General features: G+C 68.4%; 27 protein-coding genes. 14 read left to right on the forward strand and 13 right to left on the reverse strand.

The genetic code is table 11. From position 1 onward, the window contains the following. Positions 1-6 precede the first annotated feature (6 nt). Together WJ35_RS31465 and WJ35_RS20580 are read left to right on the forward strand one after the other, a co-directional pair. Positions 7-147: a hypothetical protein gene (locus WJ35_RS31465; RefSeq protein ID WP_155121953.1), complete on the forward strand. Its 141-nt coding sequence runs from the start codon at positions 7-9 to the stop codon at positions 145-147. 151 nt (positions 148-298) lie between these two features. After that, positions 299-1,123, forward strand: coding sequence for a phosphate/phosphite/phosphonate ABC transporter substrate-binding protein (locus tag WJ35_RS20580; RefSeq protein WP_060231587.1), 825 nt, complete (start codon positions 299-301; stop codon positions 1,121-1,123). Positions 1,124-1,139: 16 nt separating this feature from the next. Here the strand turns inward: WJ35_RS20580 and dbpA are convergent, their stop codons facing one another. From dbpA to WJ35_RS20600, 4 genes are all read right to left on the reverse strand, one after another. Further along, positions 1,140-2,537: an ATP-dependent RNA helicase DbpA gene (gene dbpA / locus WJ35_RS20585; RefSeq protein ID WP_069239875.1), complete on the reverse strand. Its 1,398-nt coding sequence runs from the start codon at positions 2,535-2,537 to the stop codon at positions 1,140-1,142. A 1-nt stretch (position 2,538) separates the two neighbouring features. Continuing rightward, complete coding sequence (locus WJ35_RS20590) at positions 2,539-2,736, reverse strand: hypothetical protein (RefSeq protein ID WP_010089753.1); 198 nt, start codon at positions 2,734-2,736, stop codon at positions 2,539-2,541. Positions 2,737-3,145: 409 nt separating this feature from the next. Further along, positions 3,146-3,466 carry a hypothetical protein gene (locus WJ35_RS20595; RefSeq protein WP_014724346.1) on the reverse strand — a complete coding sequence of 107 codons (321 nt, stop codon included), beginning with the start codon at positions 3,464-3,466 and terminating at the stop codon, positions 3,146-3,148. Between the two features lie 60 nt (positions 3,467-3,526). After that, positions 3,527-4,015 carry an Lrp/AsnC family transcriptional regulator gene (locus tag WJ35_RS20600; RefSeq protein ID WP_014724347.1) on the reverse strand — a complete coding sequence of 163 codons (489 nt, stop codon included), beginning with the start codon at positions 4,013-4,015 and terminating at the stop codon, positions 3,527-3,529. A gap of 124 nt (positions 4,016-4,139) precedes the next feature. Here WJ35_RS20600 and WJ35_RS20605 point away from each other — a divergent pair, with 124 nt between their 5' ends. Next, positions 4,140-5,177 (forward strand): histone deacetylase family protein, encoded by a 1,038-nt coding sequence (locus WJ35_RS20605; protein WP_011881248.1) that lies wholly within the window; start codon positions 4,140-4,142, stop codon positions 5,175-5,177. 215 nt (positions 5,178-5,392) lie between these two features. On the opposite strand, the gene WJ35_RS20610 is transcribed toward WJ35_RS20605, so the two are convergent. Then, complete coding sequence (locus WJ35_RS20610) at positions 5,393-6,268, reverse strand: mechanosensitive ion channel family protein (RefSeq protein ID WP_011881249.1); 876 nt, start codon at positions 6,266-6,268, stop codon at positions 5,393-5,395. Positions 6,269-6,562: 294 nt separating this feature from the next. Here WJ35_RS20610 and WJ35_RS20615 point away from each other — a divergent pair, with 294 nt between their 5' ends. Next, the gene (locus WJ35_RS20615) at positions 6,563-6,967 is read left to right on the forward strand and encodes a hypothetical protein (protein WP_011881250.1); all 405 of its coding nucleotides are present in this window, start codon (positions 6,563-6,565) and stop codon (positions 6,965-6,967) included. Positions 6,968-6,992: 25 nt separating this feature from the next. On the opposite strand, the gene WJ35_RS20620 is transcribed toward WJ35_RS20615, so the two are convergent. Further along, positions 6,993-7,802 (reverse strand): TlpA family protein disulfide reductase, encoded by an 810-nt coding sequence (locus WJ35_RS20620; protein WP_059460418.1) that lies wholly within the window; start codon positions 7,800-7,802, stop codon positions 6,993-6,995. Positions 7,803-8,034: 232 nt separating this feature from the next. Beyond that, on the reverse strand, positions 8,035-9,048 hold the full coding sequence (locus WJ35_RS20625) for a hypothetical protein (protein ID WP_069239876.1): 1,014 nt from the start codon (positions 9,046-9,048) through the stop codon (positions 8,035-8,037). A 257-nt stretch (positions 9,049-9,305) separates the two neighbouring features. On the opposite strand from WJ35_RS20625, the gene WJ35_RS20630 reads away from it, so the two are divergent. From WJ35_RS20630 to WJ35_RS20645, 4 genes are all read left to right on the forward strand, one after another. Continuing rightward, on the forward strand, positions 9,306-9,605 hold the full coding sequence (locus tag WJ35_RS20630) for an ArsR/SmtB family transcription factor (protein WP_010100493.1): 300 nt from the start codon (positions 9,306-9,308) through the stop codon (positions 9,603-9,605). A gap of 10 nt (positions 9,606-9,615) precedes the next feature. After that, the gene (locus tag WJ35_RS20635) at positions 9,616-10,968 is read left to right on the forward strand and encodes a pyridoxal phosphate-dependent decarboxylase family protein (RefSeq protein ID WP_069239877.1); all 1,353 of its coding nucleotides are present in this window, start codon (positions 9,616-9,618) and stop codon (positions 10,966-10,968) included. 131 nt (positions 10,969-11,099) lie between these two features. After that, on the forward strand, positions 11,100-11,567 hold the full coding sequence (locus tag WJ35_RS20640; protein WP_059462833.1) for a cupin domain-containing protein: 468 nt from the start codon (positions 11,100-11,102) through the stop codon (positions 11,565-11,567). A 69-nt stretch (positions 11,568-11,636) separates the two neighbouring features. Further along, complete coding sequence (locus tag WJ35_RS20645; protein ID WP_069239878.1) at positions 11,637-12,464, forward strand: SDR family NAD(P)-dependent oxidoreductase; 828 nt, start codon at positions 11,637-11,639, stop codon at positions 12,462-12,464. A gap of 159 nt (positions 12,465-12,623) precedes the next feature. On the opposite strand, the gene WJ35_RS20650 is transcribed toward WJ35_RS20645, so the two are convergent. Further along, positions 12,624-12,923, reverse strand: a complete 300-nt coding sequence (locus tag WJ35_RS20650; RefSeq protein ID WP_069240589.1) for an AzlD family protein — start codon at positions 12,921-12,923, stop codon at positions 12,624-12,626. After that, positions 12,916-13,653, reverse strand: coding sequence for an AzlC family ABC transporter permease (locus WJ35_RS20655; protein ID WP_010097873.1), 738 nt, complete (start codon positions 13,651-13,653; stop codon positions 12,916-12,918). The genes WJ35_RS20650 and WJ35_RS20655 overlap by 8 nt, the downstream gene beginning before the upstream one ends. A gap of 126 nt (positions 13,654-13,779) precedes the next feature. Between WJ35_RS20655 and WJ35_RS20660 the strand changes: the two genes are divergently transcribed. Continuing rightward, entirely contained in the window at positions 13,780-14,238 is a 459-nt protein-coding gene (locus tag WJ35_RS20660; protein WP_006486309.1) for an Lrp/AsnC family transcriptional regulator, read from the forward strand. 182 nt (positions 14,239-14,420) lie between these two features. Further along, complete coding sequence (locus WJ35_RS20665; protein ID WP_069239879.1) at positions 14,421-14,990, forward strand: hypothetical protein; 570 nt, start codon at positions 14,421-14,423, stop codon at positions 14,988-14,990. A gap of 115 nt (positions 14,991-15,105) precedes the next feature. On the opposite strand, the gene WJ35_RS20670 is transcribed toward WJ35_RS20665, so the two are convergent. Continuing rightward, the gene (locus tag WJ35_RS20670) at positions 15,106-15,438 is read right to left on the reverse strand and encodes a DUF2322 family protein (protein WP_069239880.1); all 333 of its coding nucleotides are present in this window, start codon (positions 15,436-15,438) and stop codon (positions 15,106-15,108) included. A gap of 242 nt (positions 15,439-15,680) precedes the next feature. Here WJ35_RS20670 and WJ35_RS20675 point away from each other — a divergent pair, with 242 nt between their 5' ends. After that, positions 15,681-16,007 carry a thioredoxin family protein gene (locus tag WJ35_RS20675; RefSeq protein WP_069239881.1) on the forward strand — a complete coding sequence of 109 codons (327 nt, stop codon included), beginning with the start codon at positions 15,681-15,683 and terminating at the stop codon, positions 16,005-16,007. Positions 16,008-16,017: 10 nt separating this feature from the next. After that, complete coding sequence (locus WJ35_RS20680) at positions 16,018-16,437, forward strand: secondary thiamine-phosphate synthase enzyme YjbQ (RefSeq protein ID WP_069239882.1); 420 nt, start codon at positions 16,018-16,020, stop codon at positions 16,435-16,437. Positions 16,438-16,454: 17 nt separating this feature from the next. On the opposite strand, the gene atsR is transcribed toward WJ35_RS20680, so the two are convergent. The 3 genes from atsR to WJ35_RS20695 are packed head-to-tail and all read right to left on the reverse strand — an operon-like array spanning position 16,455 to position 19,677. Next, entirely contained in the window at positions 16,455-18,269 is a 1,815-nt protein-coding gene (gene atsR, locus WJ35_RS20685; RefSeq protein ID WP_069239883.1) for a hybrid sensor histidine kinase/response regulator AtsR, read from the reverse strand. Then, complete coding sequence (locus tag WJ35_RS20690; RefSeq protein ID WP_029226998.1) at positions 18,266-18,766, reverse strand: molybdopterin-dependent oxidoreductase; 501 nt, start codon at positions 18,764-18,766, stop codon at positions 18,266-18,268. Before WJ35_RS20690 ends, atsR begins: the two co-directional genes overlap by 4 nt. A 35-nt stretch (positions 18,767-18,801) precedes the next feature. Then, a complete protein-coding gene (locus WJ35_RS20695; RefSeq protein WP_060231655.1) occupies positions 18,802-19,677 on the reverse strand; it encodes a helix-turn-helix domain-containing protein in 876 nt (291 codons plus the stop codon). A gap of 638 nt (positions 19,678-20,315) precedes the next feature. On the opposite strand from WJ35_RS20695, the gene WJ35_RS20700 reads away from it, so the two are divergent. Then, entirely contained in the window at positions 20,316-23,381 is a 3,066-nt protein-coding gene (locus tag WJ35_RS20700) for an ATP-binding protein (RefSeq protein WP_069239884.1), read from the forward strand. Positions 23,382-23,497: 116 nt separating this feature from the next. Next, positions 23,498-23,686, forward strand: a complete 189-nt coding sequence (locus tag WJ35_RS20705) for a hypothetical protein (RefSeq protein WP_085954502.1) — start codon at positions 23,498-23,500, stop codon at positions 23,684-23,686. The last annotated feature ends 242 nt before the right edge of the window (positions 23,687-23,928 follow it).

Consider the following 23,928-nt stretch of genomic DNA (forward strand, 5'->3'; position numbering starts at 1 on the left):
AACGGGATGAAGTGCGCCGTCGGCGCGAAAGGCGGCAAGCGGACGAATGCGTCGATGCAGCGCACGCTCGATGTGCCCGCAGGTGTTTCGCCGGTGGCGGCCGTCACCAGGGCGGAATCCGACGGCGCCGCGCCATTTGAACGCTAACGGCGCGGCGTCGGCGCGCCAACCAAGCGTTTCGCATTTGCTTATCGCCGCGCGGCGCATAAGCATCGTTCGCGCGCTCGTGTTTCGGTGCCTGCGGAAGTTCGATCGAGCGTGCTTCCCGCGGTGCAGCGCCGCTGCGTAGAATGCGCGGATGAGCCGCTGGATTGCCGGACTGCCGATGTACAACGTGACGCCGCGCCACACCGCGCTGTGGCGCGCGCTGCTGCGCGACGCGCTCGACGCCTTCGCGCACGCGGGCGGGCCGGCCGGCATCGCGCTGCGCGACGAACCGTTCGGCGAGCTGCTGTCCTTCTGGCGCCGCGACGATCTGCTGCTGTCGCAGACCTGCGGATATCCGTACCGGATGCTCGGGCTCGGCGATGCCGTGCGCCTGATCGCGACGCCCGCTTTCGACGTGAAAGGTTGTGAAGGCGCGCATTATCGCAGCGTGCTCGTCGTGTGGGCGCGCGCGCACGCGGGCGGCGCGACGACGCTCGCCGCGTGTCGCGGCCTGCGTGCCGCATACAACGGCGACGATTCGCACAGCGGGATGAACGCGTTCCGGCATGCGGTCGCGCCGCATGCGCGCGACGGGCGCTTCTTCGCGTCGGCGGCGCCGTTCGGTTCGCATCTGAACGTGCTGCGCGCGCTGGGTGGGAACGAAGCGGACTGCGCGGCGATCGATTGCGTGACGTTCGCCTACGTGCGCGACGCGCTGCCCGGCCTGCTGCGCGGCGTGCGCGCGATCGGCATGACCGCGCCGGCGCCGGGTCTGCCGCTGATCGCGTCGCGCGCGCTCGGCGATGCGCAGGCGGTGCTGCTGCGCGACGCGCTCGATTATGCCGTCGCGGTTGATGCCGAGCGCGCGCGTGTGCTCCGGTTGCGCGGGTTCGAGCGCCTCGCGCCGGACGACTACGCGGCGATCGAGCGGTTCGCGACCGAGGCCGCGGCGCTCGGCTACCCGGCGCTGGGCTGAAGCAGCCCGCCCGGCGTCACTCGTCCATCAGCCGGACCTTCACCCGCTTGCCCTTGATCTTGCCCGCGTTGAGCTTGCGCAGCGCGTCGCGCGCGATGCCGCGCTCGACCGCGACGTACGTCGAGAACTCGGTCACGTTGATCTTGCCGATCTGCGCGCCGCTGAAGCCAGCGTCGCCCGTCAGCGCGCCCAGCACGTCGCCGGGACGGATCTTGTCCTTGCGGCCGCCGAGGATCTGCAGCGTTTCCATCGGCGGCAGCAGCGGTTCGCTGCTGGCGTCGGCCTTCAGCTCGGCGAGCGGGTGCCATTCGACTTCGCGCTTCAGCGCCTGCTCGATGCCGCCGACGCGCCCCATCTCGTCCATGCTCGCGAGGCTCAGCGCCCAGCCGTCCTGGTCCGCGCGGCCCGTGCGGCCGATGCGGTGCACGTGCACTTCGGGATCGGGCGTCACGTCGACGTTGATCACCGCCTCGAGCTGCGCGATGTCGAGGCCGCGCGCGGCGACGTCGGTCGCGACCAGCACCGAGCAGCTGCGGTTCGCGAACTGGATCAGCACCTGGTCGCGTTCGCGCTGCTCGAGCTCGCCGTGCAATGCGAGCGCGTGGAAGCCCTGCGCGTGCAGCACGTCGAGCAGGTCGCGGCATTGCTGCTTCGTGTTGCAGAACGCGATCGTGCTGACCGGGCGATAGTGGTTCAGCAGCAGGCCGACCGCATGCAGCCGCTCGTCTTCGGTCACTTCGTAGAAGCGCTGGCGGATCTTGCTGTCGTCGTGCCGCTCCGCGAGCTTCACTTCCTTCGGATTGCGCAGGAACTGCTGGCTCAGCTTCGCGATGCCGTCCGGGTACGTGGCTGAGAACAGCAGCGTCTGGCGCGTCGGCGGGCATTGCCGCGCGACCTTCGCGATGTCGTCGAAGAAGCCCATGTCGAGCATCCGGTCCGCCTCGTCGAGCACGAGCGTGTTCAGCGCGTCGAGCGCGAGGGTGCCGCGGTCGAGGTGGTCCATGATGCGGCCCGGCGTGCCGACGATGATGTGCGCGCCGTGTTCGAGGCTCTGCGTCTGCGGGCGCATCGGCGTGCCGCCGCACAGCGTCAGCACCTTCACGTTTTCCTCGGCGCGCGCGAGGCGGCGCACTTCCTGCGCGACCTGGTCGGCGAGCTCGCGCGTCGGGCACAGCACCATCGCCTGCACGTCGAAGCGGCGCGCGTCGAGGCGCGCCAGCAGCGCGAGCGAGAACGCGGCGGTCTTGCCGCTGCCGGTCTTCGCCTGTGCGATCAGGTCGTGGCCGGCCAGCGCGATCGGCAGGCTCGCGGCCTGGATCGGCGTCATGTCGGCATAGCCGAGCTGCGCGAGATTGGCGAGCGTGGCGGGCGTCAGCGGCAGCGTGCTGAACGGCGTGGCGGTCGGTTGGCTCATGTCAGGACAGGTCTCCGAGGTAAGGGCGGCCTTCCATCTGTTCGTAGACGACGGTGCCGTCTTCGGCTTCGAAGCGCTCGAGATAGTTGCGCGCGCCGCACAGCGGGCAGCGGAACAGCAGACCCTGGCCTTCGTCCTTGATGACGACGTCGGATTCTTCCCACTGCGTGCCGCAGCTCTGGTTTCGGCAGGTAAACACGGTCATTCTCCAGCTGAATTCGGTTGGTGGCGCGCCCGGCGGGCGCGGCAACGGCGTGCGGCGCTCGCGCGGCTCGGGCGCGGGCCGCACCGGCGGTCGCGGGGACCGCGGCGATGCGGATGGGTGGAGCGGGCGGCGACGGCGTCGCGCGTGCCCGCAATTCTAGCGGATGCGGCGCACCGGCAGTCGGGCATTCGGGCGGGCGCGCGGCGAGCGGGCCGATACGGCGGCAGCGCGCAACGGCGCGAATGCCGCGGCCGGCCGGTTGCGGCGGCCCGGACGCGGCCGCAACGACGGAAAGCGAACGCGTGCGGCCCGACCTGTGCGCTCGCGGCACGGCGCGAAGCGCGCCCGCCGATCGTCGAGCCGCGGCGCGGCATCGCGGGCCGGCGTTCGCGCCTGCCTCAGGTCAATTCGCGACGCCGTTCCCGCAGAACTGCTCGTACGCCTGCGCGCTGTTCGCGAAGCCGCGCGCGTGCGCGAGCTCCCATGGACGCTCGCATTGCTGCGTGTGCGCGCACCACGCGTAGCCGGCCGAGCCGATGCAGCCGTGCGCGTCGCGATCGCCGCCGAGTGCGGGCGGCGTGACCTGGGCGGTCTGCGTGCTCGGCGCGGACCGTCCGGCGACGTCCGGTGGAAGCGGCGACGGCGGTTCGGTGGTGCAGGCGGTCAATGCGAGCGCGAGCGCGAATGCGGCGGCGAGCGAGACGGAAGGCATGACGGGTTTCATGACGGGGTGCTCCATGGGATGACGATCGACGCGGATGCCGGCGCGGGCGGGAACGGACGCTTACGCATCGGGCACCGGCACGCGCGACGAGAACTTCACCTCGCGCAGCGCGAGGCTCGACTGAATCGACGACACGCCGGCCTGCTTCCTCAGCACGCGTTCGACGAACGTGGCATACGCGTCGAGATCGGACGCGACCACCTGAAGAATGTAGTCGGCCGCGCCGGTGATCTTGTGGCACGACGTCACTTCGTCGTGACTGCGCATCACGTCCTCGAAATGATCGGCGTCCTGGTCCGAATGCATGTTGAACGTGACGTGCACGAACGCGAACACGTTCATTCCGAGCGCGCGGCGGTCGAGATTGGCCTGATAGCCGGTGATCACCCGTTCGTCCTCGAGCCGCTTGCGCCGCCGCCAGCATGGCGTGACGCTCAACGACAGGCGCTCGCCGAGCGTCGCATTCGATAGCGCGCCGTCGTCCTGCAGCATGCGCAGCATCGCGCGGTCGACGCCGTCCAGTTCGAGCGGAGCGCGATTTTTGCTCATTGAGTGATCTCCGTAGGCGGTTTTTTCGAAATTGTAGGAAACGGCGAAGTCGAAAGCAAAACAATCGCCATCGGGCGTCGATAGACTGTCGCCTCAGTCACGCGTTTCACTGGAACGGCCAACCATGCTCACGATCTATAGCAGCGATCACCATCTGCATCGCGGCGTCGAACTGAAAGACGGCGCGATCACCGATTCGTTCGAAAACCCGCTGCGCGCCGAGACGGTGCTCGCGCAGGTGCGCGCGGCGGGCCTCGGCGACGTGCTCGTGCCGCGCGCGTTCGACCCCGCCTGCTACGCCGGCGCGCACAGCGCGCGTTACGTCGAGTTTCTTGCCGGTGCGTGGGACGAGTGGGCCGCGAGCGGCCGCAGCTGCCAGGCGCTGCCGCTGGTGTGGCCGGTGCGCGCGATGCCGTCGGCGGCGGCGCTGCCCGATTTCATCGACGGCAAGCTCGGCTTCTTCGCGATGGACGCCGGTGCGCCGATCAATGCCGGCACGTGGGACGCCGTGCGCGCGAGCGCGAATTCCGCGCTTACCGCGGCGGACCTGCTGTCGAACGGCGGCGCGCGTGCGGCGTTCGCGCTGTGCCGGCCGCCCGGTCATCATGCGGGTCGCGAATACATGGGCGGTTACTGCTATCTGAACAACGCGGCGATCGCCGCGCAGCGCGGCATCGCGAGCGGCGCTGCGCGCGTTGCGATAGTCGACGTCGATTTCCACCACGGCAACGGCACGCAGGACATCTTCTACGATCGCGCGGACGTGCTGTTCGCGTCGATCCACGGCGAGCCGGCCGTGTGCTATCCGTACTTCTCCGGCTACGCGCACGAGCGCGGCAGCGGCGCGGGCGACGGCTTCAACCTGAATCTGCCGTTGCCGAAGGGCACGCAGTGGGACGCGTATGCGCGTGCGCTCGAGCACGCGGCGGCAGCGGTCGCCGCGCATGCGCCCGATCTGCTGGTCGTATCGCTCGGCGTCGACACGTTCGAGCACGACCCGATCAGCCACTTCAAGCTGCGCTCGCCCGACTACCTGCGCATCGGCGAGGCGCTCGCGCGGCTGCGCGTGCCGACGCTGTTCGTGATGGAAGGCGGGTATATGGTCGACGAAATCGGCGTGAATGCGGTGAACGTGTTGCTTGGTTTCGAAGGGCGGGCGTAGGCGTTTCGCTGCGTTGTTGAACCGCTGAACCGCTGAACCGCCGCTTCGGCGAGCAGCGGCGATGCCGATCGAGCGCCCGCTGCGCCGCGCAGCCGCGCGACCATGCGGGCAACCGATCGAGGTACGAATTACGTGACGTACGCGACGCCGCGCATGCCGGAGCGTATCGCGCGGCGTGTCCTCGCGCGATACGCGCGGTCATGCACCGCGCCGCCTCACGACACCTGCGCGCGATGCGGATCGGCGCGTCGTTGCTGCTCGGCGTCGTGCACGATATGCAGCTCGCGGGTGCGGATCGGCAGTGCGCAGTCCGCATCGTCGAGCGTCTTGCGCACCTGGCGCGCGAGACGCCAGCGGGTCGCCCAGAACTTGTCGGTGTGGGTCCACACGCGCACGTTCGCGATCGCGGTGCTGTCGTCGAAGCGCATCACCATCACGTCGGGCGCAGGATCGCTCAGCACGTCGGGGTCGGCTTCGGCCAGCGCGCGCAGCGCGCCGAGTGCACGATCGATGTCGTCGTGCACCGACACCTCCACTTCGAGATCGAGACGGCGCGTCGGATTGCGCGTGTAGTTGCGGATCGAGCTGCCCCACAGCGCGCTGTTCGGCACGTATTCGCAGATGCCGTCGGGTTTGGTCAGCCGTGTCATGAACAGGCCGACCTCGTCCACGGTGCCCGCGACGCCGGTGCCGCCGTCGATGTAGTCGCCGACCTTGAACGGCCGCAGCAGCAACAGCATGATGCCGGCCGCGATGTTCTGCATCGTGCCTTGCAGCGCGAGGCCGATCGCGAGGCCGGCCGCGCCGAGCACCGCGACGATGCTCGCGGTTTCGATGCCGAGCTGCGACAGCGCGCCGACGATCGCGACGATGCGGATGCCCCACACGGCGACGTCGCAGAGGATCGGGCGCAGCGTGACGTCCACGCGCTCCTTGTTCGCGAGCAGACGGTTCAGCCAGTTGCCGATGCGCTTCGACAGCCACCAGCCGACGACGAGCAACGCGAGGCCGGCGCAAAGCCTGATCGAAAGCGTCGACAACGCGTTCCACAGGAACGTCCAGCGTTCCGGATGAAGATGATCGAGAAACATGACGGGATTCCGGTTCGATGACAAAAGGCGCGACGTGATGCACGGCTCGTCGTCGGACGGCGCTGCGCTCGCACGTCGGCAGCCCTCGACTGTACAACCTTCCCGTGCGCGGCGCGAACGCAACCGGGCGGGACGCATGCAGTGTCGCGCCGATCGTGCGCGCGCGTGCGCGGCCTGATACACCTGACAGGCGAACATTTTCCGGATTGGCGATATCGTGCGGGCAGCGCGCGCGCGCGTTTCAGCGGCTTTTCAATCAACCGGCCCGCGACGGGCCTTCACGAGGAAAATGCGATGACGAAACCCGACTCACTGCGAGGCGACATCAAGGAGCAGGCCCAGGAAGCAGACCGACACAACCTGGCGCGCCCGGCGACGAACGGTGCGTTGTGGGCGCGCGGCCTGACGACGCAACGCGTCGCCGATCTGTTCAGAACGCTGCCCGGCCTGGCCGGCCACTGGATGCAGCTGCAGAACGAAGTCAACGCGGGCAATCGCTATTTCTACGGCGTGCAGAACGGCCACCAGACCACCGACGAAGGCAAGGAACTGATTCGGTGGATCGCCGATGCGGTGGTCAGCGCGGCGCAGAAGGCGTCGTTCGACTTCCCGTTGCAGCAGCTCCGCTTTACCGCCGACACCGGCTGGCTCAAGCTTCAGCGCGTGTCGGGGCGCGTGATGGTGATGTCGCGGCCGTGACGGTCGCCGCCGGGCGCCGCGCGCATCACTGGCCGAAGTGCTGCGCCGCGGCGTCCTTCAGCCGTGCGGCCGTGATTTCACCCATGTGCGATTCGACGAGTTCGCCCTTCGCGTTGAAGAACAGCGTCGTGGGCAGGCCGCGCGATCCGTACGCATGCATCGCGCGCAGCGTCGGATCGAGCAGCACGGTGTCGAAGCGCAGCCCCTGCTGCGCGAGGAACGCGCGTACCGCCGATGCGCTTTCTCCCTGATTGAGCATCAACACCGTGATGTCCGGCCGATCGCGCTGCACCTGTTCGAGAATCGGCATTTCGCGCCGGCAGGGCGCGCACCACGTCGCCCATAGATTCACGACGAGCGGCTTGCCGGCAAAGCGTTGCGGCAACACGGGCGCTCCATCGAGCGCCTGCAACTGCATTGCGGCGAACGGCGGCGCATTGCGCTGCAGCGTCGCGAGCGTGCCCAGCGCAATGCCCCATGCGGCCAGCCCGGCGACGATGCCGGCGGCGACGGGCCGGCGCAGAGCCGGAAGGCGGCGCAGCCGCCACACCGCGAACACCAGCGCGGTTGCGAGGCCGATCCGCCAGTCGAAGCCACCGTCGCCCAGCGCGACGATCGAGCGCGGCGTCGCCGCGTATTCGCGCCACCATTGCGCGACATAGCCGATACGGGCGGCGACGAGCCCCAGCAGCAGCGCGTCGAGGATCAGGCTCGACGCGCTCTTGTGCTGGCCGTCAGGCGGGCGGCGCTGGATCAGGCGGGCAACGAGCCACGCCAGCAATGCCGCGGCGGCTACCGCGACGACGCGTATCGAGAAGGGACCAAGGCTCAACATGAAGGAAAAGTTTCGGGGAACGAGGGATCGACCGGTGAATGCGACGCGGTCGACGCGTGATGCGGCGTTTCGACCCGGCGCGGCGCTTGCGGTTCCCGTCGTGATCGAGCGGCCTGCGCCGCGTTGCGGCGGCCGCTCGAATGGCGGATGCGATCGTTCAGGACGACGTCGCGTTCGCCGCTGTGCGGCGGCGCGCCCGACGATACGCGCGGCGCTCGCGCCGCAGCCCTGACTACCGGATGTCGCGGCCCACGCCGGCCGACGTGCCGCCGAGCCGGTACGCCGTGAAGAACTCATCCCATGGCGTGCCGTGACCGACGGGCACGCCGAGTGCCGTGGTGCGCTGCTTCAACGCGGCGAACACGTCGCCGATGCGCGCGGTCTGCGCGGCATCGCTGAACGGACGCTGCTTCGCGCGACCGGCCGCGAACGCGCCGTAGGCGATCGCGAGCAGACGTGGGCCGTCGTCGATCGAGAAAATCGCCCCGTTGATCGCTTCGACGAGGCGCGGCCGCTCGGCTTCGCGCGCTTCGGCGATGCACAGGAACACGAGCGCCGACACTTCGTGCAAATCGCGCGCCCGCAACAATGCCGGCAGACGCGCGGCGATCCGCTCGGCCGGTTCTTCTTGCAGCGCGGTACCGAAGTCGACGACGGCGAGCATCGGATTGTCGTCGTGCACCACGCGCTCGAGCGCCGGTGCAGCGGCGCTCGCTGCCAACTGCGCGGCGTCGTCGGGTGCGCTGCGCAGCACGTCCGCCACCGGCTGCTGCCACGCCGGAAAGATCATCCGCACGTTGCCGAACTGCTCGCCGCCTTGCGCTGCCGGATTCCATCGATAGACGATCGTGCCGCCGTGGATGAACGGGGAATACAGATGCTCGGGCGTTTGCGGCAGCGGCCGCCGGTTGATCGGCAGCCACGCGAGCGTGAGCCAGTCGTAACGGCCGGTGGCCGGCACCGCGGGGCTCGACGTCGCGACGACCTGCCAGGTGCCGCGGTTCGCATAGCGCCTGCGCGCATCGGGTACCGCGACGGTTTGGCGGGTCGCGGTGTCGAAGTAGGTGGGGCCGGTCACCGGCGCGCCGCTGTCGGCGGCCGGCGTGATGGTCGCGATGACCCACGCCGTGCCGTCGGCCGACCGGTAGTCGGACGGCCGCAGCGTGGCGACGTCGCGCACCATGCGCGTTTCGGCGGCGACGGTGCTCGGCGGCAGGGCGGCGGAACCGGCGATGATGCTCGGCATGGATGTCCCTCGGAATCGGGTGTGTATCGCGGCACGTGGGCGATGCGCAACGGTGCAGGTCGGTTCCCGTAACTGTAGAACGTCAGCGCGGGAAACGGAAAGCGGCGCGGACGTGCCGTTGGTTTCGCGCACCGTGCCGCATCGTCCCGCAACGTGGTGCAGCGCATCTGCGCCTGCCGCAGCCCGATCACGCGACGGGCCGTTGCAGACGTTTCGTCATTTAGCTAATATGCGAAACGTTAACCGAGGCCGACCCCATGGACGACGTAACCCGCATCAGTGCCCTTGCCAATGAAAGCCGGCTCGCCGTCATGCGCTGGCTCAAGAACCCGAGCAAGCATTTCCCGCCGCAGGTGCATGCCGATATCGACGAAGTCGGCGTGTGCTGCACGTTCATCACCGAGAAGCTCGGCATCGCGCCGGCGACGACCACCCGTCACATGCAGATCCTCGCGGATGCCGGCCTGGTGCGCGCGACCCGGCTCGGAAAATTCACCTATTACAAGCGGATCGACGCCGAGCTGAAGCGGCTGAGCCGCGATCTGTCGCAACTCTGAGAGAACCCACATGGATGAACTTGCCCTGCTGGCGGACGCGGACCGACGCGCGCGCGCCTATCTGACGTCGGTGGACACGCGCCGCGTGTTTCCGGATGCCGCCGCGCTGGCGAATCTGGCCGCCTTCGACGAGCCGCTGCCCGAACACGGGAAGCCGGCCGACGACGTGCTCCGGCTGCTCGACGGCGCCGGTTCGCCCGCGACCGTCGCGTCGAACGGCCCGAACTACTTCGGCTTCGTGATCGGCGCCGCGCTGCCGGCCGCCGCGGCGGCCGAGCGCCTGATGCTCGCGTGGGACCAGTGCGCGTCGTCGTTCGACAACTCGCCGGTGGCCGCGACGATCGAACGGCAGGCGGCGCGCTGGGTCGTCGATGCGCTCGATCTGCCGCGCGACAGCGCGGTCGGCTTCGGCACCAGCGCGACCGCGTGCACGCTCGTTGCGATCGCCGCCGCGCGGCGCGCGCTGCTCGCGCGCAAGGGGTGGGACTTCGAGGGCGACGGCCTGATCGGCGCGCCGGAGGTCAAGGTGGTGATTTCGGCGCTCGCGCACATCACGGTCAAGAAGGCGCTGCGGGTGCTCGGCTTCGGGATGAAGCGCATCGTCGTCGCGCCGGTGGACGCGCACGGGCGCATCGACCCCGAGCGCCTGCCGCCGCTCGACGACATGACGATCTTCTGCATGCAGGCCGGCGAAGTGAACACCGGCGAATTCGATCCGTTCGCCGCGCTGATTCCACGCGCGAAGGCGGCGGGCGCGTGGGTGCACGTCGACGGCGCGTTCGGCCTGTGGGCGCGCGCGTCGTCGAAGGCGGCGCTGACCGACGGCATCGACGGCGCGGACAGCTGGACGACCGACGGCCACAAGTGGCTCAACACGCCGTACGACGGCGCGATGGTGATCTGCCGGGACGCGGCGGCGCTCGCAACCGCAATGAACAGCGACGCCGTTTACCTGAGCGGCGCGCACGACGCGCAGATGAATCTCAACCTCGAGTTCTCGCGACGGGCGCGCGGCATCCCGATCTGGGCCGCGTTGCGCGCGCTCGGCCGCGACGGCGTCGCCGCGATGATCGACCGGCATTGCGCGCTGGCGTCGCGCGTCGCGACGGGCCTGCGTGCGGCCGGCTACGACGTGCTGAGCCGCGTCGTGCTCAACCAGGTGCTGGTGCGAGCCGGCACGGACGACGAAACGATCGCCATCATCGGAGCCGCGCAGGATTCGGGCGCCGTATGGTTCGGACAGACCGTGTGGCAGGGCAGGCCCGCATTGCGCATCAGCGTGTCGTCGTGGCGCACGCAGGACGAACACGTCGATCGTCTCGTCGCATTGCTGACGCAGTTGCGCGGCGTGCACGTGCGTTGAGCGACCGCCGCGCGGGCGGCCGCGCGCACCGCTGCGCGCGTGCGCGAAAATGTCCGACAATACCGTCGCATGCTTGCCGTGCCGCTTCGGCGAGCCCGTTCAACCGCTGCATTGCTGCCGACGAGGTTGCCATGTCCCCGACGCCTGCCAGGGCACTGTTGAAAGCCGCCGATATCGCGAAGATGGAACCGGCGCGCGAAGTGCATCCGCTGAACCCCAATGCGGTCCGCCTGAAACGCCAGCTCGGCGACCCGACCGGCCTCACGCAGATCGGCGCGCACCTGCTGACGCTGACGCCCGGTCGCGAATCGGCCGAATATCACCGTCATCTGTACGAGGAAGAATGCGTGTACGTGCTGTCGGGCACGGGCACGGCCACGATCGGCGAGCGTGCGTACGAAATCGGGCCGGGCGATTTTCTCGGCTTTGCGCGCGGCGGCGAAGCGCACACGTTGCAGAACACCGGCGCCGCGCCGCTCGAACTGCTGATCATGGGGCAGCGCCTGGAACACGACGTGTGCGAGTATCCGAGAATCGGCAAGCGGCTTCACGTCGCGGGCGCGCTCGAGGATTTCGTCGAACTGCCCGGCCAGCTATAAGCCGCGCTTGCCCGCAGCGGCCGCCGTCGCGCTTATGATGCGGGAACGCCACTGACAGGATCGCATCCCATGGACGCGCCGCTTCCGCCGTTGAACGACCCGCTTTCCGAAACCGAAACCGAAACCGAAACCGAAACCGCGGTCGAGCCGCGCGCGCTGCGCGTGCATCGGCCGGTCGCGCTCGTCACCGGATCGACGTCGGGCATCGGTGCGGCGATCGCGCGCCGCCTCGCGGCGGATGGCCATGCGGTGATCCTGCATTCGCGCAGTTCGGTCGACGCCGGGCGCGCGATGGCGCGGGAGCTCGGCGGCACGTACGTGCAGGCCGATCTCGCCGACGATGCCGAGCGCGTGCGGCTGATACGCGATGCGCTCGCGGTGCATGGCCGGCTCGACGTGCTGGTGAACAACGCCGGCGTGAGCCGCGTGATCGCACATGACGATCTCGCGGCCGCGACGCCCGACGTGTGGCGCGAGATGCACGAGATCAACGTGATCGCGCCGTTCCGGCTCGTGGCGCTCGCCCAGCCCGCGCTGCTCGATGCAGCGTCGCGCGGGCGCGCCGGTTGCGTCGTCAACGTCAGCTCGCATGCCGGGGTACGGCCGAAGGGCGCGTCGATTCCGTATGCGGCCGCGAAGGCCGCGCTCAATCACACGACGCGATTGCTCGCGCGCACGCTCGCGCCGGCGATCCGCGTCAACGCGGTGGCGCCCGGGCTCGTCGACACGCCGCTGACCGCCGGCTGGACGGATGCGCGGCAGCGTTGGCGCGAGCACGCACCGATGCGCCGCGCGGCGCAGCCGGACGACGTCGCGCAGACGGTCGCGATGCTCGTCGCGTCCGATTACATGACGGGCGAGATCGTGATGCTCGACGGGGGATTGAATCTGACGTGATGGGGGCGAGAGCGGCGAGGCCGTTTGATACCGGTGTCGGTGGCCGCGGCGACGTCGCCTTGAGCGCGTACTGATCGCAACCATTCGGTTTGCTTCGACAAGCAACGGGGCAGCCGAGTAGCAGCGACCAGAGCCCGCAGCCCGCACCGCGTTACCGCGTTACCCCAGCAACTGCCGCAGCACTCCCGCCGACACGACCCCGGCGATGACGGTCGGCAGGATCGACAGGCGGGTCGCGGCCAGCAGCGTGACGGCCAGCGCGAGCAGGTCCGCGGGCCGGCTCGACACGAAGGCCGGCGCGATCACCGAGATCAGCACGCAGCCGGGCACGTTCTCCATGACCGCCGTCATGCGCGGGCTGAGCGTGCGGTTGCGCAGCATCACGTAGCCGAGGATGCGCGACAGGTACGTCGTCGACGCCATCAGCACGATGGTCGCGACGGTATGGAAATCAGGCATCATCGCGCGGCTCCCACAGCACGGCGGCGATCAGTCCCGCGCACGCGCCGGCCGCGACGTACCACGCGCCCGGGACGGCCAGGTGCGTCGCGGCTGCGACGACGAGACTGACGAACCACGGCCGGCTCGCGCGCATGCCCTTCCACATGCCTCGGAGCAGCACCAGGAAAACCGCCGTGAACGCCATGTCGAAGCCGTACTGCTCGACGTCGCCGATCGTCGGCCCGAGCGCGGCGCCGAGCGTCGTCATCGACAGCCACGTCATGTAGAGGCCGGCGGCCACGCCCGCGTAATACGGGACGCTGATGTGGTCGGCCGAGCGCCGCCGCGCGTCGGCGAGCGACATCGCCCAGCTCTCGTCGCACATGAAGAACAGCGCCGCGAATGCGCGCCTGCGCGGCAGGCGCCGGATGTACGGCGCAAACGCGGCGCCCATCAGGATGTGCCGCGAATTGACCAGGAACGACATCGCGACGATCAGCGCGATGTGCGGCGGCGAGGTCCACAGCCGGATGGCCGCGAATTCGGAGCCGCCGCCGAAATTGAGGCCGGTCAGCATCGGCACTTCGAGCAGGCTCAAGCCCTTCTGGGCGGCCTGCGCGCCGAGCACCAGCGCAAACGGAACGAAACCCAGCATCATGGGCAGCGACGCACGCAGGCCGCGGCTCATCTCCAGCAAGAACGCGGACTGCTGGCGCAGCCCGGTCGACGTTGAAACACTACTGCTCATCACACCTCCTTCGGGAGGAGGATTGTCTGCTTTTTTGACTCGAATCGGGTTGCGTTGTGGCCAGTTCTTTCGGAGAATTTGGCATCGAATACGCGATTCGCGGATTTCTTGGAATTGGATGCCAAAATGAAGCTTGATGCCATCGACCGGCGAATCCTGAGCGCGCTCCAGCGCGACGGCCGCATGCAGAACGTGGAGCTCGCGCACGAAGTCGGGCTGTCGCCGTCGCCGTGCCTGCGGCGCGTGCGGCTGCTCGAGGAAGCGGGCGTGATCGAGAAATACGTGGCCGTGCTGAACCCCGCGAAGGTCGGCAAGGGGCTGACGATCTTCACGCGCGTGTGGCTGAAGGGGCAGGACGCGGAATCCGTGAACCGCTTCGCCGAGGCCGTCCAGCAGATGCCGGAAGTCGTCGAGTGCCATCTGATGGCGGGCGACTGCGATTTCCTGCTGCGCGTCGTCGCGGCCGACATCGACGACTACCGGCGTTTCCAGATGGAATACCTGACGCGCATTCCGGGCGTGCTGAGCGTGAAGACCGACATTCCGATGCAGAAGGTCAAGCTCACGTCGGCGCTGCCGACGTAGCGCACGGCGGACGCGCCGCGCCGCATCGCCGTTTCGTCATCGGCCGGTGACGATCGCCCGCTACACTGTCGATGCAGTTTCGTTTCGCCGCGTCGCGGCCGATGCGCGCGTCGGCTGCACCGGCAACTAACCGTCATCGCGCGACGATCGCCGCGCGGTGCGTTCTTCTTGTCGAGCCCTTCATGCCGCCATTCAACAATCCGTGGAATTCGCTGGAAATCGTCAAGCTCGTGCTCGGCGTGCTGACGCCGCTGTCGGTGGCCTGCCTCGGCTGGCTCGTCGCGCGCCGGCTGAAGCGGCTGGAGCTCGTGCAGTGGACCAACCAGAAGCTGATCGAGAAACGGCTCGCGCTCTACGACGCGGTCGCGCCGCTGCTCAACCAGCTGCTGTGCTTCTACACGTGGATCGGCCACTGGAAGGACATTTCGCCGGACGACGTGATCCGCGCCAAGCGCGAGCTGGACCGCACGTTCCACATCTACCGCTACCTGTTCGGCGACGACGTGTACGACGCGTACCACACGTACATCCATGCGCTGTTCGAGACGCACACGGGGCCCGGCCGCGACGCGCGGATTCGTTCGCTGATCCACGCGCCCGATGGCGACCGCAGCGTGCACGGCGCGTACGAATGGAAACCGGCATGGGTCGAGCGCTTCGCGACCGCGAACGTGACCGACAAGGCCGACGTGCTGCGTCACTACACGGCGCTGATGGAGCGGCTGCGCGTGGCGCTCGGCGCGAATCGCTGAGGATCGCGCGCGGGTTCGCCCGTTGCCGCATGCCGCCGCGCGTGGCGGCGTGCGGCTGCGTAACGGCGGGTGCCCGAAGCCGGCTTCGCGCACCCGCCGTTACGTCGTTGCGCGCTCAGTGCTGCGCGATCACGTCGATGCGCAGCGGTTCGCCGCCGGCCGCGATCGCGAGCAGGTGGTCGACGTTCGGATGCGCGCCCGGACGGTTGCGCGCATCGGCCGTATGTTCGGCGAACACCGCGAGGCCGTGCTCGGCCGCCTTCGCGTCCAGCGCGCCGAACGTTTGCCGCAGATAGTGATACACCGCGAGCGAGCCCTGCTTGCCCGGCTTGTTCTCGATGTTCGCGACCACGTCGCCGTTGCCGTTGACGAGATCGATGCGCTCGATGCCGTCGATGGACGGCAGTTGCGCGAGGTTGTCCTTGAATACGCTGGTCGGTTGAATCACTGGAAACGCTCCGTCGGTTCGGTAAAGGGCATCGCGGGCCGTATCTTATCCGATCGCTATCCCGCAGAACGGGGCGCGTCAGCGGATCGCCCGTCTCGCCTCATCCGGATCGACCGGCGCGCCGGCCCGCCCGCCGCCGGCATCCCGCGCCCTTTTCCGCTACAGTAAGAAATCACCGGCCGCTCGTGCCGCGCACGCCGGCACGCGGCGGCCCCGTTCCGCCAATGCACACGAGGGCCTCGATGGAAACCGAGCAACGCTACACCGCCAACGCGCCGACGCGCGCGGAAGTCGACGCACTGACCGGTGCCACCGTCATCGAATTCGGCGCGAACTGGTGCGGCATCTGCGCGGCCGCGCAGCCCGCGATCGCCGCGTCGTTCGCCGCGCATCCTGCCGTGCGGCATCTCAAGATCGAGGACGGCCCCGGCCGCCCGCTCGGCCGTTCGTTCGGCGTGAAGCTCTGGCCGACGCTGGTTTTCCTGCGTAACGGCGTCGAGGTCGCGCGCGTCGTTCGCCCCGTCGATGCGCGGCAGATCGAAGCCGACGGCTTCGCCGCGCTGGCCTGAGGCCGTCGACATGCAACAGACCATCACGCACATCGCCGTCGACGCGCGCGGACGCGGCCTCATCGAGTTCACGTCGCAGGTGCGCGCGTTCGTCGACCAGCAGTCGATCCGCACCGGCCTGCTCACCGTGTACTGCCGGCACACGTCCGCTTCGCTGCTGATCCAGGAGAACGCGGATCCGTCGGTGCAGCGCGATCTGGAACGCTACTTCGAGGCGCTCGCGCCCGAGGACAGCTCGCGCTACGAGCACGACACCGAAGGCCCCGACGACATGCCCGCGCATTTGCGCACGGCGCTCACGCAGGTGCAGTTGTCGATTCCTGTGGAGCTTGGGCGGATGGTGCTCGGGACGTGGCAAGGGATTTACCTGTTCGAGCATCGGCGTGCCGCGCATCAGCGGGATATCGTGCTGCATCTGATCGGCGAATAGGCGCGGGCGTACCGCCGTCAGCCGGACAGCGTGTCGACGAGCGCGCCGAGTTCGCCCAGGTGAACGGGCTTCGGCAGGAACGCGTCGAATGCCTGCGGGTTCTCGCGCAGCGCCGCCGCCTCGTACGCGCTGACGCCGACGATCGACACGAGCCTGCCGTCGTCGTCCGGCTGGGCGGCCGCGCGGATGCGCTGCGCGACTTCGAAGCCGCTCAGGTCCGGCAACTCGAGGTCGAGCACGACCAGGTCGTAATGCGCGTCGCCGAAGCGCGCGACGCCTTCGCTGCCGGTGCCGCACAGGTCCGCGTGGATGCCCAACGCCGCCAGCATCGAGCCGAGCGTCTCGCGCGCGTTGTCGTTGTCGTCGACGACGAGCGCGCGCCGGTCGCGATGCGGCGCCGCGTGCGGCGATGCCGGCGCGTCGCCCGCCGGTTCGCCGCTGTCGGGCACCTCGACCGGCAGCATCACGACGAATTCGCTGCCTTCGCCGACGACGCTGCGCACGTCGATGTGCCCGCGCAGCGTCGTCACGATCTGGCGCACGACGGCGAGGCCCATGCCGATGCCGTCCACGTGCAGGCCCGCCGCGTCGTTCGCGCGGTAGAACGGCTCGAAGATCTTCGACAGATGCGGCTTCGCGATGCCGGCGCCGGTGTCGCGCACCACCAGCTTCAATTGCCGCCCGGCCGGCGCGTCGACCAGCGTGACCGACACGTCGACCGATCCGCCGACGGTGTACTTGACCGAGTTCTCGATCAGGTTGGACAGCACCTGCCGCAACAGCTTCCGATCCGAGCGGATCGCCAGATCGTGCGGCTCGACGCGCTGCGTGACGGCGATCCGCTTCGCCGCGATCTTCGCGCGCAACGGATCGAGCACCTCGGCGAGCAACGACGCGATGCCGACGGTTTCGGCTTCGGCGAGGCGCCGGGTGGAGCGCAGCTTGATGTAGTCGGTGAGCTCCCTCACCAGCGCTTCGAGCGACGACGCGGAGTTCTGCAGCCGCCTGATCGTCTTCAGGTTCGCGTCCGACTGCGGCCGCGCGAGCAGGATCTCGATCGACCCGCTGATCGCCTGCAGCGGCGTGCGCAGCTCGTGGCTGACCATCCCGAGGAACGCGTTCTTCGCGTCGACCATCTCGAACGCGCGGTCCGATGCCTGCTTCTCCGCGACGAGCGCCGCGTGCTGCCGCTCGAGCAGGTCGTCGCGCGTGCGCACGGTATAGAACAGCAGCAGGAACAGCGCGCCGAGGATGACGCCGAGGATGCTGCCGAGGATCAGGATCGCCTGCTGCTTTTCCTTCAGCTGGTGGAACGTGAAGTCCCGCTGCGCCATCTCCAGCGCGCGGAAGTAGTTGGCGAGGGCGTTCACTTTGGGCCAGTACGCGTTGACGTCGTCGATCATGCGGCGTGCGTCGTCGTGCGGCGCCGTGCGCAGCAGCGGCACGTCGTGCTTGAGGCGCGCCATGAAGGCGCCGAGCTCGGCGATCTCGTCGCGCGCGCGTGGAATGCGCAGCCAGTACTCGGACACTTCGGACGGCCGCCGCAGGAAGCCGAACGACGCCGACAGCGCGTCGAGCTGCGTCTCGACGCGATCGAAGTCGTCGTCCTGGCGCGTCGCGTAGAGGATCAGCTGCCGGTCGAACCGGCTGTACGCGTTGCGATACTGCGCGGCCGTCCAGAACACCCCTTCGCGCGGTCCTTCGAGCACGCCTTCGTTGACCGACGTCGCGAGCAGGTCATGCAGCAGGAACGCCCATGCGGCGAAGCCCAGGATCCACAGGGAGCCGAGGACGACGATGATCTTGCGCTTTTTCCATCGCCTGGCGGTCATTTCACGGTGAGGCCGATGACCTGCCACGCGAACTTCGCTTCGCCGAGCGGCGTCTTCAGCTCGTCCGCGAACTGGTCGCGCGGATACATGACCCACAGCGGGCCGTAGCTCGCGTTGTCGAGCACCTTGCCGTTCATCTTGCGGGCGAGGATCACGCCGTACTTGTCGGCGTCCGACGCGGGGATCGTGAACGTGTATTCGTCGATGCAGTGAAGCTCGATCTGCGTGCCTTTCGCGCCGACGATCTTCAGCACGTCCGCGAGGCGCGGGCCGCTGAAGGTCGCCACCGGCGTCCAGCTCGTCGACGTCGTGATCGTGTGCTGCGGCAGCGCCATCAGCGCCTGTTCGGAGAACACGTACGCGGTTTTCCCGGGCTGATTCGATTTCGCGATGTTGCCGTCGACGGTGAACTTGAACGGCGCGGCCCAGGACGCGGCGGCGGCGCCCAGCAGGCAGGCCAGCAGCAGGCCCTGCAACCAGGTTTTCGGATTTCGCATGGTTTCCTCTTGCGTGTTGTCGATGTGTCTTGAGTTCAATCCGCGGGCGCGTTGAACGGCTGGGCGATCTTCAGCTCGCGCGCCACCTCGGCGAACAGGATCGGCAGGCGGACCGGCTTCTCCTCGCAGCGCGCATTGAAGTGCGACACCACGCGCGCGATCTCGTCCTCGCTCGCCTCGCCGGTGGAGATCTTGCCTGTCAGCAGGAAGATCGGCGCATCGCCATTTTCGCTCGAACGGATGCCGCGCACGAGATCGGCGGCCGTCTGGTCGCCGAGCATCCAGTCGAGGATGTAGCCGTCGAAATCCTCGACTTCCAGCGCTTTCCGGAATGAGGCGACATCGTAGTACGGGATCGCGTTAACACCTTTCTCGATGAAGTATTCGCATACCGTCTCGGCCACGTCCGGCGAATCGTCGACCACGGCGATCCGCGCCGCGTATGCCTGCTGCCGGGTGGAGCGCAGCTCGATCACGTCGACGGGATGGGTGCGGCCTTCATGCGCGTGGTGGCGTTCCATGACGATCCATTCGCCTTGCGACTGGATCGCGACGAAATCCGTTTCGGCGTGGCTGCTGGCCTTCGTCGAGATCGCGGCCCGGCAGCGCAGGCGCCGCGATTCGATGACGAGCGTCGCGTCGAGCATTTCGGGAGCCGCGCCCGCGTGTGCGCCCTGGTCGTCGAGCAGGATCGCGGGCGGCACGCCGAAGTGCGTCGCGATGTCCCGCAGCTGCGACAGGTTCCACGGGATCAGGCCTTTCATCTTGCGGGTGACGACGGAAAAGCTCAGGCCGAGCACGTTCGCGATCGTCGTGTTGTGGCTGCGCGGCGGAATGCCGTTCCGGGTCAGGAGGTCGCGCACCTTGGTGGCGGTGATGAGGTCGGCGTTGGCCTGCTCGCTGTTGGGCATCTCGAAGGGGTCTCCTGCGGTTGAGCGACCGAGAGCATATTCAAAAGTGACGTGGTATGCAAACTTTTAATTCGAGATACGCCTTGACATGCCATTTTTCTGCATTATTATTGCTCACCACGTCACTATTGTTTGTTGCGTCATGTTTGGAGTCCGAATGTCGACCAATCGACACGGCGAAGCCGGCGTTGCGCAGGTGACAAAACAATCCGAAGAGAGCCTGAGAGAGCCTGAGAAAAGCTGGGACTGCGTGTCGGCGTGGGTGAATTGTATTCGCCCCGCCGCGCGCACACCCGCTGCGCGCGCACCGCATGCCGCGTGCGCCGGCGTGCGCTTCGCAGTACGCATTCTTCGCCGACGTTCACGGTGACGCGCAGCGACGCGCGTGCGCGCGCGATTCGACCACGCGATCGGTCCCGTCCGATCCGCCCCACCGGCGACTTGACGACGAAATATCGTTCAAGTTCAAAACGAACGTTCGAACGAGTCGTACGTGTACTAAAAGGATAATCCGCGACGGATTTCCGCGTCGTCATTTGGCATGATCGGCATTCGTCATCCGAATCTATCCGTCGACATGCCGGGCGCGGCCGCCGTTGCGCCGCGAGTCCGCCGCCCGGGCGTCGTCACGTCGCGCCATGCAAAACAGCACGCTCCAGTTCATTCGCCGCTATCAGAGCATTTCGATGTTCGGCGGCGGCATCGTCGTCACGATCCTGATCCTGATCGCCTGCGGGCTCGGCATCTCGTCGATCGTGTACGGCTATCTGGACGCCGAGCGGCGCAATTTCCTGAACGGCGTCGACGAGACCGCCGAGGAGCTGCAGGTCGCCGAAACCGCATTCGTCAACGACGTGATGAATGCGCAGCTGATCTGGAGCGAGACGGCGCCGGCGCCTGCCGATGTCGTCGACACTTTTTTCACACACGGCCAGGAACTCGCGGTCACACCGTATCAATCGCTCGTGGTCGGCGTGCCCGGCCAGACCGCGCAGCGTGACGAGGTCGCGCGCTATCTGGCGCTGTCGTTCATGCTGCCGCACCTGTGCGCGACGAGTGCGGACAATCGCGCATGCACGGTCGAGGGCTATCACTACAGTACGCGTACCGGCGTATTCGGCATCGTGCCGCGCCCGGCGCGCGACCACCCGGCGCTCGCGACCGCGCGCACGCGCGCGCAATTGCTCGCGGCGCTGCACGTCGATTTCGACGGGCCGATGCCCGCGCAGAGCGATGGCCGGCCGAGCGTGCGCTGGCTGCCGCCTTATGTCGACCCCGTGACGGGCCGCTCGCGCATCCGCATCGCCGCCCAGGCCCGCGCGGGCGGCGGCGCGTTCGCGGTCCTCGTGACCGAATATGCGCCGGAATACCTGCTGTCGTGGCTGCCGGATCGCGGCCTGGCCGGCCGGTTCTTCGTGGCGTCGGCGGACAACCGGCTCATCGCGATCGACCCGGCCGTCGAGCACACCGGCGCGCTGAACGCGCGCCTGCTCGCGCTCGACGTCGCCCGCGGCGACGAGTCGCTCGGCGAGCCGCTGTTTCGCAGCGGCTCGATCGTATTTCGCAGCCGGCTCGCGACGACCGGCTGGACCGTCGCGTACGTGCTGTCGTGGGGCGACGTCGTCCTGGGCGTCGGCGTGCAGGCCGCGGTGCTCGCCGCGGCGACGCTCGTGACGATCGCCGTGATGTGGCTGCTGCTCGTACGCTTTCACCGGCGCGTGCTCGCGCCGGTTTACGCGCGCTCCGCGCGCGTATTCGACAGCGAGGAGCTGTGCCGCAACGTGATCGAGATGGCGCCGATCGGCATCGGCCTCGTGTCGTTGTCCGACCGGCGCGTGATGCTCGCGAGCGACGCACTCGTGCAGATGCTGCTGCCGCACGGCGGCGATCACCACGCGCTGTCGGCCCGCGTGCTCGAGCGATACGACGCGTTCGTCGCCGACGGCGGGCGCGGCCGCACGCTGGTGACGGAGCTCGCGGTCGACGCTCACGGCGATGCGCCGCTGCATCTGGAAATCATCGCGCACGCGGCGCGCTATCAGGGCGAGGACGTGCTGATCGCCGTATTCACCGACACGACCGCCCAGCGCCGGCTCGTGCAGCAACTCGAGGAAGCGGTGCGCGCGGCCGATTCGGCGAATGCGGCCAAGTCGTCGTTCCTGGCCGCGATGAGTCACGAGATCCGGACGCCGCTCAACGTCATCCTGGGCAATCTCGAACTGCTCGAACGTTCGGCGCTCGACGTGTCGCAGCACGGCCGCGTGCAGACGTTGCGCACCTCGGCCGGGAGCCTGCTGGCGCTCGTCAACGACATTCTCGATTTCTCGAAGATCGAGGCCGGCGCGATGACGGTCGAGTCGATCGAGTTCGAATTGATCGCGGTGATCGAGCAGCAGCTCGCCGCGTTCGCGCCGATCGCGAAGGCGAAAGGGCTGCCGCTGTTCGTCGAGATCGACGCGAGCGTCGAGCAGCGCATGCGCGGCGATCCGATGCGGTTCGCCCAGGTGTTCGGCAACCTGCTGAGCAATGCGATCAAGTTCACGAGCGAAGGCCATATCGCCGCGCGCGTCGCAGTGTGGCCCGATGCGCGCGGCGTGCCCGAGGTCGAACTGAGCGTCGAGGACACCGGCATCGGCATCGAGCCCACGCAACGCGCGCGTTTGTTCAAGGCGTTTTCCCAGGTCGACGCGTCGATCACACGACGCTACGGCGGCACGGGCCTCGGGCTCGCGCTGTGCGCCCGGCTCGTCACGGCGATGGGCGGCACGTTGTCGGTCGACAGCACGCCGCAGGTGGGCAGCGTCTTCAGCGTTCATCTGCCGCTGCAGGCCGACATCGCGCCGACACGCCCGCTCGACGCGAGCCGCGGCCACGTGGTACTCGTCGTGTCGCAGGACGAGGCCTGGCGCAAGTTCGTGTCCGCGCATCTGCGCGCATGGGGTTTCGATGTCGCGGTACACGCGAGCCCGGTCGGGATCGCGGCCGAGCTCGTCGCGCGCGCTCGTGCGCTGGTGCTCGTCGGCGATGCCGACCGATGGCGGCGCGACGAACTGGACCGGGCCGGGCACGACACGCCGATCGTGCTGGCAACGCCCGATGGCCCGCTGCAACCGGATGTCGCTGGCCGCACGATTCGCGTATCGAGCTACTCGGTGAACGGGCTGCGCATGGCGCTCGAGCGCACGCTGAGGGCCGGCGGCGAGTCGCCGCATGCGCCGATTGCCGATCCGCACGCGGCTGCGACGGCGCCAGCGGAGTCGTTGCCGCGCGTGCTGGTCGCCGACGATGCCGCGATCAACGGCTCGATTTTCCTCGAGCAGCTGGCTGTGCTCGGCAGTCCGTTCGACTGCGTGTCGTCCGGCGCGGCCGCGCTCGACATGCTCGCGCGCGGCGACTGGGACGTGCTGCTGATCGCCGCGGAGCTTCCCGACATGCTCGCTCGGGAGCTGGTGGAAGCCGTCCATGCGCGCGCGCTGCCGTGCGACGTGATCGTCGTCGCGTCCCATCTGGGCCCCGACGACGCCAGGCTTTATGCCGCGGTGAAGGTGGACTGCGTATTGACGAAGCCGGTGATGCTCGCCGATCTGCGCCGCAGTCTGACGCGGATCGCACGCCGGCGCGGGATCGGTGTGCTGGTGGGCGCAATGAACGAGCGTTGTGTGGTTGGTAAGGCGCGGGCAACCGCGGATATGTCGGGAAGATAAGAAACCGACGCGTCACGGCGGCACAGACCGTCGGCGTCGATCATCGAAGGCAGACACGCCGCGTCGTGCGGGTGCGGTGTGATTTCGACTGAAGGAAGGGTACGGCCGTGCGCTATATGGGAAAGGTGTTCGGGCTGCTGCTTGCGTTCGCGACGTTGCCGGAGAAGTCCCGTCGGGATTTCCTGACCAGGCTGAACGAATTCATGATGATGTCGCCGGCGCAGCGGCGGCGCGTCATTGCCGAGTGGCAGCACGCCGCGGGCGAACGAGCGGGGCAGCCGGACGAGCCGGTGTCCGGACATTAGCGACTGCTGGCGATCGTGTCGCGCAGCACGTTGGATCGACGGCGTCGTCGGCGCCGCCGATCGGTTTTGCGCGAGCGTCGAGCGGCGGCGGATCGTGGCGCAACGCCCTGCGCGGTCATCTCGCCTCGCGACGGGTTCGTGTGGCGATCCTCGCTGCGGCAGGCCGCGAGGTGCGGTTGGCGCAAAGCGCGGCGCACCCGTTATTTTAGAATTGGACCGCGCGCCGCTCGGTCCGCCGAAGG

Source organism: Burkholderia ubonensis, assembly GCF_001718695.1.
Taxonomy (GTDB): domain Bacteria; phylum Pseudomonadota; class Gammaproteobacteria; order Burkholderiales; family Burkholderiaceae; genus Burkholderia; species Burkholderia ubonensis_B.

Bases quoted from the DNA above. Each gene is read 5' to 3' on its own strand.
- WJ35_RS20645 (WP_069239878.1), top strand. From the start codon at position 11,637: ATGGACGCGCCGCTTCCGCCGTTGAACGACCCGCTTTCCGAAACCGAA.
- WJ35_RS20600 (WP_014724347.1), bottom strand. From the start codon at position 4,015: ATGAGCAAAAATCGCGCTCCGCTCGAACTGGACGGCGTCGACCGCGCG.
- WJ35_RS20635 (WP_069239877.1), top strand. From the start codon at position 9,616: ATGGATGAACTTGCCCTGCTGGCGGACGCGGACCGACGCGCGCGCGCC.
- WJ35_RS20615 (WP_011881250.1), top strand. From the start codon at position 6,563: ATGACGAAACCCGACTCACTGCGAGGCGACATCAAGGAGCAGGCCCAG.
- WJ35_RS20680 (WP_069239882.1), top strand. From the start codon at position 16,018: ATGCAACAGACCATCACGCACATCGCCGTCGACGCGCGCGGACGCGGC.
- atsR (WP_069239883.1), bottom strand. From the start codon at position 18,269: ATGACCGCCAGGCGATGGAAAAAGCGCAAGATCATCGTCGTCCTCGGC.
- WJ35_RS20610 (WP_011881249.1), bottom strand. From the start codon at position 6,268: ATGTTTCTCGATCATCTTCATCCGGAACGCTGGACGTTCCTGTGGAAC.
- WJ35_RS20705 (WP_085954502.1), top strand. From the start codon at position 23,498: ATGGGAAAGGTGTTCGGGCTGCTGCTTGCGTTCGCGACGTTGCCGGAG.
- WJ35_RS20580 (WP_060231587.1), top strand. From the start codon at position 299: ATGAGCCGCTGGATTGCCGGACTGCCGATGTACAACGTGACGCCGCGC.
- WJ35_RS20675 (WP_069239881.1), top strand. From the start codon at position 15,681: ATGGAAACCGAGCAACGCTACACCGCCAACGCGCCGACGCGCGCGGAA.
- WJ35_RS20620 (WP_059460418.1), bottom strand. From the start codon at position 7,802: ATGTTGAGCCTTGGTCCCTTCTCGATACGCGTCGTCGCGGTAGCCGCC.
- WJ35_RS20690 (WP_029226998.1), bottom strand. From the start codon at position 18,766: ATGCGAAATCCGAAAACCTGGTTGCAGGGCCTGCTGCTGGCCTGCCTG.
- WJ35_RS31465 (WP_155121953.1), top strand. From the start codon at position 7: ATGAAGTGCGCCGTCGGCGCGAAAGGCGGCAAGCGGACGAATGCGTCG.
- WJ35_RS20655 (WP_010097873.1), bottom strand. From the start codon at position 13,653: ATGAGCAGTAGTGTTTCAACGTCGACCGGGCTGCGCCAGCAGTCCGCG.
- WJ35_RS20695 (WP_060231655.1), bottom strand. From the start codon at position 19,677: ATGCCCAACAGCGAGCAGGCCAACGCCGACCTCATCACCGCCACCAAG.
- WJ35_RS20665 (WP_069239879.1), top strand. From the start codon at position 14,421: ATGCCGCCATTCAACAATCCGTGGAATTCGCTGGAAATCGTCAAGCTC.
- WJ35_RS20640 (WP_059462833.1), top strand. From the start codon at position 11,100: ATGTCCCCGACGCCTGCCAGGGCACTGTTGAAAGCCGCCGATATCGCG.
- WJ35_RS20595 (WP_014724346.1), bottom strand. From the start codon at position 3,466: ATGAAACCCGTCATGCCTTCCGTCTCGCTCGCCGCCGCATTCGCGCTC.
- WJ35_RS20700 (WP_069239884.1), top strand. From the start codon at position 20,316: ATGCAAAACAGCACGCTCCAGTTCATTCGCCGCTATCAGAGCATTTCG.
- WJ35_RS20650 (WP_069240589.1), bottom strand. From the start codon at position 12,923: ATGCCTGATTTCCATACCGTCGCGACCATCGTGCTGATGGCGTCGACG.
- WJ35_RS20630 (WP_010100493.1), top strand. From the start codon at position 9,306: ATGGACGACGTAACCCGCATCAGTGCCCTTGCCAATGAAAGCCGGCTC.
- WJ35_RS20660 (WP_006486309.1), top strand. From the start codon at position 13,780: ATGAAGCTTGATGCCATCGACCGGCGAATCCTGAGCGCGCTCCAGCGC.
- WJ35_RS20625 (WP_069239876.1), bottom strand. From the start codon at position 9,048: ATGCCGAGCATCATCGCCGGTTCCGCCGCCCTGCCGCCGAGCACCGTC.
- WJ35_RS20605 (WP_011881248.1), top strand. From the start codon at position 4,140: ATGCTCACGATCTATAGCAGCGATCACCATCTGCATCGCGGCGTCGAA.
- dbpA (WP_069239875.1), bottom strand. From the start codon at position 2,537: ATGAGCCAACCGACCGCCACGCCGTTCAGCACGCTGCCGCTGACGCCC.